The following is a 12082-nucleotide window of genomic DNA, read 5'->3' as shown; positions in this document are numbered from 1 at the left end:
GACGCCATCGACGACCTGACCTGGGACGACTGGACCGACGCCCAGGTCTGTGCCATCGAGAACGGCCCCGACTGCGAAGCCTGCGAGGGCTGAGGAGGCCGAGGATGACCGACCCGGCCGCCGGTCGGCCGACCCTGACGGTCTGCCGCGGATGCTGCTGCGGGAGCGAGCGGAAGTCGCCCGGGGTGGACCATGCGGCCGTGCTCACGACGCTGAACAGTGCGGCCGGGGAGTCGGCGACGGTACGTGTCGCCGACTGCCTCGGCCCCTGCGAGCGAGCCGACGTCGTGGTGGTCGGCCCCTCCCCGGAGGGACGCCGGCGCGGGGCCCGGCCGGTCTGGGTCGCCCGGACCGGCAGCGCCAGGGTCGCCGACGCCCTGGCCCAATGGGCCCGCGCCGGCGGACCGGGCATCGCCGATGCCCCGCCGGCGGTCCTGGCCCGGGCCTTCCGTCAGGAGCGCTGAACGACGGCGTACGCGGCAGCGACCAGGGCCGCGCCGATCCCGATCTTCCGCGCCAGCCGGGTGGCCCGGGGGATGTCGGCCGGCTCGGTCGCGCGGCCGTCGCCCATGACCGCGCGGTGCTCGACGCGGTTGCCGTAGTAGGTGTTGGTGCCGCCCAGCCGGACCCCGAGCGAGCCGGCGAAGGTGGCCTCGACGACGCCAGCGTTGGGGCTGGGGTGCTCGGCGGCGTCGCGGCGCCAGGCACGTACGGCGTCGGCCGCGCCGCTCGGGGACGCGGCGACCGCGAGGAGGCCGGACAGGCGGGAGCCGGGCAGGTTGAGCAGGTCGTCGAGGCGGGCGCTGGCCCAGCCGAAGCGCTCGTAGCGCTCGTTGTGGTGGCCGACCATGGCGTCCAGGGTGTTGGCGGCTCGGTAGCCGAGCAGTCCGGGGACACCTGCGACGGCGCCCCACACCAGCGGTGCGACCACCGCGTCGGAGGTGTTCTCGGCGACGCTCTCCACGACGGCACGGGAGACCTCGTCGGCGCCGAGCTCGCTGGTGTCGCGGCCGACCAGATGGGTCAGCCGCTGCCGTGCCGCTGGGAGGTCCCCGCGGTCGAGATGGTCATGGACGGCCATCGCCTCGCGCTCCAGGGAGCGGCCGCCGAGGACCGCCCAGGTCGCGGCCGCGGTCACGAGCGCCGTCCCGATCCGTCCTGGGGCGAGGCGCTCCGCGGCGGCGCCGAGGACCACCGCACCCCCGACCAGGGTCGCGGAGTGGAGGACGCCGCGGGCTCGGTCGTCCGCGTACCAGGCCCGCTCGGCCTTCATCGCGACCGTGCCGAAGCCGGCGACCGGGTGGTAGCGCCGCGGGTCTCCGAGCAGGCGGTCCAGCGCGAAGCCGGTGAGGAGCCCGATCGCCCGGGGGCTCACGAGGGCTCCCGGGTCTGGCGCAGCGCCGCCAGGAGCTGATCGGTCGGGTCCTCGGGGCGTACTGCGATCCGTACCCAGTCCGAGCCGAGGCCGGGGAAGGTGTCGGCGCGGCGTACGGCGATGCCTTCCTCGCGCAGGGCCTCACGGACCCCGGCGCCCGGGCGGGCCAGGACGAAGGAGGCGGCCGAGGGGACGTACTCGATCTGCTGGTCGCGTAGGCCGGTCTCGAGATGGTCGCGCCAGGTGGAGATCCGCTCGGCGCGCTCACGGGCCTCGGCGCTCGCCCGCTCGGTCGCGCAGGCGAGCATCGCGGCAGCCGCGGTGGCCGAGACCGACCACGGGGTACGCACCGCCTCCAGGTCGCTGATCGCGGCGGCGTCGCCGACGACGTAGCCGGCGCGTACGCCGGGGATCGACCAGTGCTTCGTCAGGCTCCGGATGACCAGCAGGCCCTCGGTGCGCTCGCCGGTCAAGGTCTCCGGCTCGCCGGGGACGGCATCCATGAACGCCTCGTCGACCACGACCAATCGGCCGGGGCGGAGGAGGGCGCGGAGGGTGGAGGTCGGGTGGAGTACGCCGGTGGGGTTGGTCGGGTTGCCGACGACGACCAGGTCCGCGTCCTCGGGCACCGCGGCCGGGTCGAGGCTGAAGCCGTCCTCGTGACGGAGACGGACCTCGGTCACTCGGTGGCCGGCCTGCTCGAGCGCCGCGTGGGGCTCGGTGAACTGCGGATGGACGACGACAGGCTTGCGCCACTGCCTGGCTCGCGCCACGAGCGTGAACGCCTCCGCCGCCCCCGCCGTCGGGAGCACCTCGTCGCGGTCACGCCCATGGTGCTTCGCCAGCGCCGCCCGCGCCGGTTCCTCGTCGGGGTAGGCGGCCGGGGCCAGCGACTCGTGGAGCGTCCGGTCCAGCCACTCCGGTCGGGGACCCGGGTAGACGTTCACCGCGAAGTCGAGCAGCCCCTCCCCCACCTCGACGTCCCCGTGGTGCCGCAGCGGATCCGCGACCCCGCTGACAGAGCCGCCCACCCCGCTGGTCGAGCCGCCGGAGCCGCTAGGCGGAGGCGTGTCGAGACCAACACGGTCCCCTGTCGCGCTCGAGGGGACCGTGTTGGTCTCGACACGACGTCGTTCGTCCCTCACGACGTCGGCTCGACCGACGGGGGTGAACGAATGCGCGGCGTCGGCGAAGCGGCGTGCCAAGTGCGGGTGCCCGGCCCAGTGGACGTGGAGATAGGCAGCGTGCAGGGTCCGGCCGGCGAAGCCCGTCGCGGCACCGTCGACGGTCCACGCAGCCTGGGTCCCGGCGGGGGGTGAGGTGGTGGTGCGGTGGAACTCGTGGCCGGTGACCTGCTCGCCTGCGCGAGTGAGGATGGAGTCGGAGACCGCCGTCGCGACCGGGTAGCGCAGGGTGAGGCGCTCGCTCATCGCGGCGTGGGTGGGGATGGCTCCGGCCATAGGTACGCCGTCGAGGGACTCGGCCAGGTAGAGCAGCCCGGCGCACTCGGCGACCGTCGGCACTCCAGCCTCGACTGCGGCGCGAAGGTCGCGGAGCAGGCTGTGGTTGGCGGCGAGGTCGGCGGCGTACATCTCCGGGAAGCCCCCGCCGAGGTAGATCCCGCTCGTCCCCTCGGGAAGTGTGGGATCGGTGAGCGGGTCGAATGAGCGTACGTCGCAGCCTGCCGCCTCCAGGAGCTCCTCGGTCTCGGGGTAGCGGAACGTGAACGCGCGGCCGCCCGCGAAAGCGACGACCGGGCGAGCGACCGTGTTGGTCATCTCGACAGGCTCGATACGACGCTCGACACGCCTCCGCCTAGCGGCTCCGGCGGCTCGACCAGCGGTGGGAACGTCGGTCGAGCCGGCGTCGTGAGGAACGATCGACGCCGTGTCGAGACCAACACGGTCGTCTTCGCGCAACGCCTTGGCCGGGTCCCACGCCTCTCCCTCGAGCGCAGGCGCCGAGCTGGCTACATCCATCAGCGCCGACAGATCCAGGTGAGCAGCGACCTGCTCCCCCAGCCGCTCGATCAGCGCGACCGACTCGTCACGCTCGGCGACCGGGACGAGGCCCAGATGGCGCGACGGGGTCGCGAGCGACTCATCGCGCGGCAGGAGACCGAGCACCGGCAGCCCGGCCTGCTCCAGCGCTCGCCGGATCTCCTCGGCGTTGCGCCCCGGGGAGCAGCGGTTGAGGACGACTCCCCCGATGCGTACGGACGGGTCGAAGGTCGCCATCCCGGCGGCGATCGCGGCGGCGGAGCGGGACATCCGGGCGACGTCGAGGACCAGGACGACCGGCGAGGACGTCAACGAGGACACGTGGGCGGTGGAGGCGAAGCCGTCGGTGCCGAGGCGGCCGTCGTAGAGGCCCATGACACCCTCGATGACCGCCACGTCCGCCCCAGCAGCACCATGGAGCAGCAGCGGCACGACCCGCTCGACACCCACGAGGTGGGGGTCGAGGTTGCGCCCCGGACGACCGGTGGCGAGCGCGTGGTAGCCCGGGTCGATGTAGTCCGGCCCGACCTTGTGACCGCTCACCGTCATCCCGGAAGCACGCAGCGCCGCCATCAGCCCGGTGGCGATGGTCGTCTTCCCCGAACCCGTCGAGGGAGCAGCGACCACCAGCCGGGGCAGGGTCACCATTCGATGCCCCGCTGGCCCTTCTGGCCGGCGTCCATCGGGTGCTTGATCTTGGTCATCTCGGTGACCAGGTCCGCCACCTCGAGCACGGCGGGGTCGGCGTCGCGGCCGGTGATCACGACGTGCTGGCGCCCCGGTCGCTCGGAGAGCACGGAGGCGACCTCGGCGGCGTCGACCCAGCCCCACTTGATCGGGTAGGTGAACTCGTCGAGGACCAGCAGGTCGTACGTCTCCGCGGCCAGGCACCGCTTGATCTCGGCCCAGCCCTCGGCGGCGGCCGCGGCGTGGTCCTCGGCGTCACCCTGCTTGCGGCTCCAGGACCAGCCGGAGCCCATCTTGTGCCAGTCGACCGGCCCGCCCTCGCCGGTCTCCTCGTGCAGCTTCCCGAGGCGCTCGAGCACGGTCTGCTCGCCGATGCGCCACTTGGCCGACTTCACGAACTGGAAGACCCCGATCCGCCAGCCCTGGTTCCAGCCGCGCAGTGCGAGCCCGAAGGCGGCGGTCGACTTCCCCTTGCCCGGTCCGGTGTGGACCATCACCAGCGGCCGGTTGCGGCGCTGGCGGGTGGTGAGCCCGTCGTCGGGTACGTTCAGCGGCTGTCCCTTGGGCATCAGGCAGCGCCCCTTCCCATGGTGGTTCCGGTGAACCCGTGGACGGCCGACGTCAGCGCCTCGGCGTTGACCTCGGCCACCGGCACGTGCTCGGCCCCGAGGTGAACGGCCAGCTGACGGGCCAGCCCGAGCCGCATCGGCCCGCTCTCGGAGTCGATGACGACCGTCGTGACCCCCAGACCGGCGACGTACGCGGCGGCCTGCTGCGATCGTCGCACTGCATCCTTGCCGTGGGCCTTCGAGTTGGCGCGACCGTCGGTGACGACCACCAGCAGCGGCCGCAGATCGGGGTCGCGCAGGTGCTCGCGCTGGAGCACGCGGGCGGCCTCGAGGAGGCCTTCGGCCAGGGGCGTACGTCCTCCGGCGGGCACCTCGTCCAGACGTGCCGCAGCGAGGTCGACCGACCCCGTCGGGGGCAGCACGAGCTCGGCACCCTCGCCCCGGAACGTGATCATCCCGACCTTGTCGCGGCGCCGGTAGGCGTCGAGCAACAGCGAGAGAACCGCGGCCTTGACCTGCGCCATCCGCTTGCGCGCGGCCATCGACCCGGAGGCGTCCACGCAGAAGAGCACCAGGTTGGCCTCGCGGCCCTCACGGACCGCGGTGCGGAGGTCCTCGATCCGCAGCTCGACCTTCGCCGAGGTACGCGGGCGAGCGCTCTGCTTGCCCGCGGCCGCCTTGAGCGTCTCGACGAGGTGGAGCGAGCCGCGGGTGCTGAGGCTGGCGCCGATCCGGCGGCCGCTGCTGCCGATCGCCTTGCTCCGGCCGCCGGTGCGGCCCGTGCCCAGGCCGGTCACGGTCAGCAGGCGAGGGCGGTAGGCGGCGCCTGCGGCGGTGACCGTGTTGGTTTCGACACCGCTCGCTGCGCTCGCGGGCTCAACCAGCGAAGAATCGTCGCTCGCGGGCTCGACCGACGGGGGCTCGACCGACGGGGGTTCCGCGTCGGTCGAGCTGTCCCCGTCGGTCGAGCCGTCGGAGCCGCTAGGCGGAGGCCCAGCGGAATCTGGCTCAGTGAGACCAACAGAGTCGTCAGCGCCACCTTCATCCGAGTCCCCGCCCTCCGGCGGCTCCGGCGGAAGCTCCTCGTCGCCGAGGATGCGGTCGAGCAGGTCCTCGTCGAGCCCGGGGGCGTCGAAGGGGTTGCGGCGGCGGCGGTGCGGGAGGGCCAGCAGGGCGGCACGGCGGATGTCGGCGCGGGTGACCTCGGAGCGCCCGGCCCAGGCCGCGTGCGCGACCGCGGTGCGGGCGGTGACGATGTCGGCGCGCAGTCCGTCGACCTCGAACGCCGCACAGACCTCGGCGATCTTGAGCAGCCCCGGTGCGGTGAGCCGGACCTTCCCGACGAGGGCGCGCGCGGTGGAGACCCGTGCGGTCAGGTCGCGCTCGGCGGCCAGATAGCGCTCGACGAACCCGGGAGCATCCAGGTCGAAGGCCATCCGGCGGCGTACGACCTCGGCGCGCAGCGCCGGATCCCGGGGCGCGGCGACCTCGACGGTGAGCCCGAAGCGGTCCAGCAGCTGCGGGCGCAGCTCGCCCTCCTCGGGGTTCATGGTGCCGATCAGTACGAACCGGGCGGCGTGCTCGACCGAGACTCCGTCCCGCTCGACGCTGACCCGGCCCATCGCCGCCGCGTCCAGCAGCAGGTCGACGAGGTGGTCGTGGAGCAGGTTGACCTCGTCGACGTAGAGCAGGCCGCGGTGGGCCCGCGCGAGCAGCCCGGGCTCGAACTCGACCGCGCCGCGCGACAGCGCGCTCTCCAGATGGAGCGAGCCGACGACGCGGTCCTCGGTGGCCCCCACCGGGAGCTCGACCAGCCGGACCGGCCGGCTCTCCACGACGGCGGCGGACCCGAAGGGACCGTCCGGCGACTCCGCGGAGGGGTCGGCGGGGTCGATCGAGAACCGGTCCCCGGCGTAGACCGAGATCGAGGGCAGCACGGCCGCCAGACCGCGTACGGCCGTCGACTTCGCAGTCCCCTTCTCACCACGGACCAGGACTCCGCCGATCTCCGGCGAGATGGTGGTGAGCACGAGCGCGAGGCCCATGTCGTCGAGGTCGTCCGCCTGGCAGCCGAGGACGGCAGAAAATGGGTAGTGCACCGGCATGAGAGGCTCCCGCTCCCTATCGCGTTGATTGGATGGACGCGGGGCCGGTCTTCGGACTTGTCGAGTCCCCGTGATGGGGCTCGATTCACCGCAGCGGGCCTGTGCCGGATTCTCACCGGCTTCCCAGATTCTCCCCAGTCGGGGCACCTCGCGCCTGTGCGGTCACTGTAGCGTCTGGCCTCATGATCGTCGTGGTGGGCATCGGTGCCGGAGGTTGGGACGAGATTCCCGTACGTCACCAGCAGCTGATCCGGGAGTCGGCCGTCCTCCTCGGTGGCAAGCGTCATCTCGACCTCGTCCCGGATGTCCCCGGCCAGCGGCGCGAACCCTGGCCGTCGCCGCTGCGCGAGGGGCTCCCGGCGCTCCTCGAGTCGCTGCCGGGCGACTCCCCCGTCGTCGCTCTGGCCTCCGGCGACCCGCTGGTCTCCGGCATCGGGACGACCCTGATCTCGCTGCTCGGTCGGGGGAACGTACGCATCGAGCCGGCCGTCTCCTCCGTCGCCCTCGCCCGCGCCCGGATGGGCTGGCCGGCCGAGTCGTGCGTGGTCGTCAGCCTCGTCGGCCGCGACGTGTCACTGGTCGCCCGCGAGCTCGCACCCGGCCGGCGGATCCTGGCGCTCTCGTCGGACGGGTCGACTCCTGCCTCGATCGCGAATCTCCTGGTCGGGGCCGGTTTCGGGGCCTCGACGATGACCGTCCTGGGCGAGCTCGGCGCGGAGACCGAGAGCGCACGGACCGCGACCGCCTCCGCGTGGGACGCGGAGTCGCCGCGGCTCAACATCGTGGCGATCGAGTGCCTCGGCGCATCCCTCCTCGGCTGGGCCGCCGGCCTTCCCGACGACGTCTTCGAGAACGACGGCCAGCTGACCAAGCGCGACCTGCGGGCCTCGGCCCTGGCCCGCCTGGCCCCCACCCCCGGCGCGCACCTGTGGGACGTCGGCGCCGGTGCCGGCTCGGTCGGTATCGAGTGGATGCGGGCGCACCCGTCCTGCACCACGACCGCCATCGAGGCCTCCCCCGAGCGCGCCGCCCGGATCGCCCGCAACGCGACCCGCCTCGGCGTACCCGGCCTTGCCGTCGTCCAGGGCCGCGCCCCCGATGCGTTGCGCAACCTCCCGGCGCCCGACGCGATCTTCATCGGCGGCGGCGCCACCCGACCAGGAGTGGTCGACACCTGCCTGGCCGCCCTCCGCACCGGTGGCCGGCTCGTCGTCCACGGTGTGACGCTGGAGACCGAGCAGCTTCTGGCCACCGCCTACCAGCAGCACGGCGGTGAACTCACCCGGATCTCGGTGGAGACCTCCGCCCCGATCGGCACGTTCACCGGCTGGACTCCCGCACGGTCGGTGACGCAGTGGTCCTTCGTCGTCCCCACCGACAGCGCCAACAGGGGAAAGAAAATTCCTTCCCCTACCAAATAGATCCCGACTGGAGTCATCGGCGGCGAACGAATTTTCGTTCGCCTCCCGGTCCGCTACCGCGTAGCGGGCACCGCGTGGAAGAAAAATTCTTTCCACCAACCACACGACCCGATTGCCGGAACGGGTGACCCGCAGTCCCAAGCCCGTGCTCAACTCGAAACTCCGCGGCAAACGCCAACCACAAACAACATCAGCGCCCCGAGAGATACCTCTCCTCATGAACCACCGAAGACAGCTCCGACCGATGCCTCCACCCGAACCGCTCCAGATCCGGCACCTCAGGCACGCCGTCGACGGCACCGACACAGAGCCACGCCACCGGCCGTACGTGCGACGGAAGCCCGATGAGCGATCGCAGGAACTCCTCGCGGTAGAAGCTGACCCAGCCGACGCCGAGACCCTCGGCGGTGGCGGCGAGCCAGAGGTTCTGGATCGCGAGGACGGTCGAGTAGAGCCCGGCGTCGGCGATGGCGTGCCGTCCGAGGACCTGCGACCCGCCGCGGGTCGGGTCGTAGCCGACGACCACCCCGAGTCCGGACTCGCAGATGCCCTCGATCTTGATCCGGGAGAACGTCGCGGCCCGCTCTCCGGAGAGCGAGGACGCGAACACGTCCCGCTCGGTGGCAACGTGGTCACGGAAGGCCGACAGGGTCTCCGGCGAGCGCACCAGCACGAAGTCCCACGGCTGCGACATCCCGACACTCGGGGCGGCGTGGGCGGCCGAGAGGACCCGCTCGAGCACGGCAGGATCGACCGGTTCCCCGGTGAACTCCGCACGCGTGTCTCGGCGGCGGTTGATCGCGTCATAGAGATCCATCAGGCACGCACCCGAGCCGCGTCGTAGAGGAACGACTCGCCCCCGTCGCGGGCCAGCGCGGGTCCGGCGAGGATGACGGCGGCCTGCCGCAGCCCCGCGTCCTCGACCGCGTCGGCGATCGTCGCCACCGTCCCGCGCAGCACCCGCTCCTCGGGCTGGCTGGCGCGGTAGACGACCACGACCGGGCACTCCGGGCCGTAGTAGGGCAACAGCTCGGCCATCAGCTCGCGGGTGCGCCGGATCGCCAGGTGGAGGACGAGCGTGGCGCCGGTCGCGGCGTACGCGGCCAGGGATTCCCCCTCCGGCATGGCCGTCGACCGGGCCTGCGTCCGGGTGAGGACGACCGACTGCGCCACCAGCGGGACGGTCAGCTCCCGTCCCACGAGCGCTGCTGCCGCCGCGTAGGCGGGCACGCCCGGCGTGACGTCCCAGGGCACCCCGGCGGCATCGAGCCGCCGGGTCTGCTCCGCGACCGCCGAGTAGACCGACGGGTCGCCGGAGACGAGGCGTACGACCTGCTTGCCGCCCCGGTGGGCGGCGACGATCTCGCCGACGATCTGGTCCAGATCGAGCTTCTGGGTGTCGACCAGCTCGGCCGCGGGGCTGCAGTGCCCCAGCACCTCAGGGTCCAGGTAGGTGCCGGGGTAGAGCACCACGTCGGCAGCCTCGAGCAGCCTCGTCGCGCGTACGGTCAGCAGGTCTGCCGCGCCGGGGCCGGCACCGACGAAGTGAACGCTCTGCCGGCCGGTCACCGCACGTACCTCGGCGTCCAGACCTGCCCGGCCGCGGTCGCCCGGGTCGAGCTCGCCCCCACGATCACCAGGCACTTCATGTCGATGGTCCCGGGGTCGAGGTCACCGAGAGTGGTCACGGTCAGCGACTCCTCGGCCCGCCCGACGTCGCGTCCGACCACGACCACGGTGTCCGGCTTGCGCTGCTCCAGGAGTACGTCGCGAGCCCGGCCGATCTGCTCGGTGCGCGAGCGCGAGGCCGGGTTGTAGATGGCCAGCACGAGATCGGCGGCCGCGACCGCGCGCAGCCGGTCCTCGACGACGGACCACGGCTTGAGCCGGTCGGAGAGGGACATCACCGCGAAGTCGGCCCCCACTGGGGCGCCCGCCCGCGCGGCCACCGCCTGGACGGCGCTGACCCCGGGCAGGACCCGGACGCGTACGCCGGCGTAGGCCGGATCCTCGGCAGCCTCGAACACGGCGGACGCCATCCCGAAGACACCGGCATCACCGCCGGAGACCACGGCGACCCGCTCCCCCGCGACCGCCAGCTCCAGTGCGTGCCGGGCCCGGTCGACCTCGACCGTGTTGCCCGACGCGTGCCGCCGCAGGCCTTCACGTTGCGGCACCCGGTTGACGTACGGCGCGTAGCCGACGACGTGTCCGACCTCGGCCAGCGCCGAGCTGACCTCGGGTGTCAGCCACCCGTCGGGGCCCGGCCCGAGCCCGACGACCAGGACCTCCCCGCCGGTCGAGTCTGTCGAGACGCCCCCGCGCGCCACCTCGACAGGCTCGACCGCGGGTAGCTCTTGCCGCAGCCGGGCCGCGGCAGGTGCAGGAGCCGTGTCTCCCGGCACCACGATGAGGGAGAAGTACGGCACGGAGGACGGGTCGACGTCGGCCACCGGCAGCCAGCGCTCCTCGGGCTGCGAGGCACGCTCGACGTACCAGGCACCCTCGAGCCGCCCGGCAGCCGCGAGCGCGGAACGGACCGCGGGGAAGGTCCGGCCGAGCTTCATGATGATCGCCGCCTCGGTGTCGGCCAGCCGACGGGCGAGCTCGGGCTCGGGCAGCGTTCCCGGCAGCACCGTGAGCACATCGGTCTGGCGCACCAGCGGCGTGGAGACCGCGGCGGTGGCGGCTGCGAAGGCAGGCACGCCCGGGACGACGGAGGTCTCGTAGACCTCCTTGAACCGGTCGTGGAGATACATCGAGGAGCCGTAGAAGAGCGGGTCGCCCTCGGCGAGCAGGACGACGTCGCGGCCGGCGTCGAGGTGAGCGGAGAGCCGGACCGCGCAGGACTCGTAGAACTCGGCCATCGCCCCGACATAGCCGCCGGGGTGCGAGGTGGTCCCGGTGGTGACCGGGTAGCGCAGCTCCTCCTCCACCGCGTCCGCGGGGATCAGCGACGACGCGATGCGGCGAGCGTGCGACTGCTTGCGCACCCCGGCGTGGTAGGCGATCACGGGAGCCGCGCCGATCAGCCGGGCGGCCTTGAGGGTGATCAGCTCGGGGTCGCCCGGGCCGATGCCGACGACGGTGAACCGCCCAGGACTCGAGGTGCTCATTCCTGCTCCTGGGCGAGTGCGTTGAGGGCGGAGGAGGTCATCGCGGAGCCGCCACGGCGGCCCCGGACGGTGACGTAGGGGATGTCGATCCCGTGATCTGCAGCGAAGGAGGCGAGCGCCTCCTTGGACTCGGCCGCGCCGATGAAGCCGACCGGGCAGCCGACGATCGCGGCCGGCCGCGGACCGCCGTCGAGGATCATCTCGAGCAGATGGAAGAGTGCCGTCGGGGCGTTGCCGATGGCGACCACCGCACCCTCGAGGTAGGGCTCCCACAGGGACAGCGCGGCGGCGGTGCGGGTCGTCCCCCACATCCGGGCCAGCGCCGGGACCCGGTCGTCACCGAGCATGCAGAGCACCTCGTTCTCGCGCGGGAGCCGGCTACGCGTGACCCCGGTGGCGACCATCGTCGCGTCGCACAGGATCGGTGCCCCGGCCTCCAGCGCGCCCCGCGCGGCCTTCACCAGGCCGGGGTGGATGACCAGGTCGGCGGCGAGGTCGACCTGCCCGCTGCCGTGGATCATCCGCACCGCGAGCCGCTCGGCGTCGGCCGGGACCGCGGAGAGGTCGGACTCACACCGGATGGTCGCGAAGGAGTCGACGTAGATCGCCGGCCCCTGGTCGATGTAGTCGTAGTGCCGGGTCGGGCGCACCTGCGGCGAGGGCACGAGTACGCCGCGCCACGGCGTCACCACGACCGCCGGCGCCCGCTCGGCCAGCGCCGTGACCGCCGCCCGGTCCAGGACCCCCTCGGCAAAGCCGACGTGCTCGCCACCGGGCACCTCACCGAACTCCAGCTCGGTGGCCGCGAC

Annotated in this window: 10 protein-coding genes and 1 riboswitch; of the genes, 2 read left to right on the top strand and 8 right to left on the bottom strand. The window is 73.0% G+C overall.

Going from position 1 to position 12082, the window contains the following annotated elements; all coding sequences use genetic code 11:
• Window positions 1-104: 104 nt before the first annotated feature.
• Window positions 105-464, top strand: coding sequence for a hypothetical protein (locus BLT25_RS17065; protein WP_091048288.1), 360 nt, complete (start codon window positions 105-107; stop codon window positions 462-464).
• Here BLT25_RS17065 and BLT25_RS17060 read toward each other — a convergent pair.
• The 4 genes from BLT25_RS17060 to BLT25_RS17045 are packed head-to-tail and all read right to left on the bottom strand — an operon-like array spanning window position 452 to window position 6736.
• Window positions 452-1375 carry a cobalamin biosynthesis protein gene (locus tag BLT25_RS17060; protein ID WP_091048286.1) on the bottom strand — a complete coding sequence of 308 codons (924 nt, stop codon included), beginning with the start codon at window positions 1373-1375 and terminating at the stop codon, window positions 452-454. The two genes, BLT25_RS17065 and BLT25_RS17060, sit on opposite strands and share 13 nt — an antisense overlap.
• Window positions 1372-4023 (bottom strand): bifunctional hydrogenobyrinic acid a,c-diamide synthase/histidinol phosphate aminotransferase CobBC, encoded by a 2652-nt coding sequence (locus BLT25_RS17055; protein ID WP_091048284.1) that lies wholly within the window; start codon window positions 4021-4023, stop codon window positions 1372-1374. Before BLT25_RS17055 ends, BLT25_RS17060 begins: the two co-directional genes overlap by 4 nt.
• Window positions 4017-4631, bottom strand: a complete 615-nt coding sequence (cobO, locus tag BLT25_RS17050; protein ID WP_091048282.1) for a cob(I)yrinic acid a,c-diamide adenosyltransferase — start codon at window positions 4629-4631, stop codon at window positions 4017-4019. The genes BLT25_RS17055 and cobO overlap by 7 nt, the downstream gene beginning before the upstream one ends.
• Window positions 4631-6736, bottom strand: coding sequence for a VWA domain-containing protein (locus tag BLT25_RS17045; RefSeq protein WP_256328636.1), 2106 nt, complete (start codon window positions 6734-6736; stop codon window positions 4631-4633). The genes cobO and BLT25_RS17045 overlap by 1 nt, the downstream gene beginning before the upstream one ends.
• 24 nt (window positions 6737-6760) lie before the next feature.
• Window positions 6761-6902, bottom strand: a riboswitch (cobalamin riboswitch).
• 16 nt (window positions 6903-6918) lie between these two features.
• On the opposite strand from BLT25_RS17045, the gene cbiE reads away from it, so the two are divergent.
• Window positions 6919-8157: a precorrin-6y C5,15-methyltransferase (decarboxylating) subunit CbiE gene (cbiE, locus tag BLT25_RS17040; protein ID WP_091048279.1), complete on the top strand. Its 1239-nt coding sequence runs from the start codon at window positions 6919-6921 to the stop codon at window positions 8155-8157.
• 190 nt (window positions 8158-8347) lie between these two features.
• On the opposite strand, the gene bluB is transcribed toward cbiE, so the two are convergent.
• From bluB to BLT25_RS29965, 4 genes are read right to left on the bottom strand one after another with little or no spacing between them, the layout of a single operon-like run.
• On the bottom strand, window positions 8348-8974 hold the full coding sequence (bluB, locus tag BLT25_RS17035; protein ID WP_091048277.1) for a 5,6-dimethylbenzimidazole synthase: 627 nt from the start codon (window positions 8972-8974) through the stop codon (window positions 8348-8350).
• Window positions 8974-9726 (bottom strand): precorrin-4 C(11)-methyltransferase, encoded by a 753-nt coding sequence (cobM, locus tag BLT25_RS17030; RefSeq protein ID WP_091048849.1) that lies wholly within the window; start codon window positions 9724-9726, stop codon window positions 8974-8976. The genes bluB and cobM overlap by 1 nt, the downstream gene beginning before the upstream one ends.
• The gene (cobJ, locus tag BLT25_RS17025; protein ID WP_091048275.1) at window positions 9723-11273 is read right to left on the bottom strand and encodes a precorrin-3B C(17)-methyltransferase; all 1551 of its coding nucleotides are present in this window, start codon (window positions 11271-11273) and stop codon (window positions 9723-9725) included. The genes cobM and cobJ overlap by 4 nt, the downstream gene beginning before the upstream one ends.
• Entirely contained in the window at window positions 11270-11923 is a 654-nt protein-coding gene (locus BLT25_RS29965; RefSeq protein ID WP_218131401.1) for a precorrin-8X methylmutase, read from the bottom strand. Before BLT25_RS29965 ends, cobJ begins: the two co-directional genes overlap by 4 nt.
• Window positions 11924-12082 lie beyond the last annotated feature (159 nt).

It is taken from the genome of Nocardioides sp. YR527 (assembly GCF_900101045.1).
Classification (GTDB): domain Bacteria; phylum Actinomycetota; class Actinomycetes; order Propionibacteriales; family Nocardioidaceae; genus Nocardioides.
The sequence above is the reverse complement of the archived record's forward strand: the minus strand, read 5'-3'. Positions and strand labels throughout refer to the sequence as shown.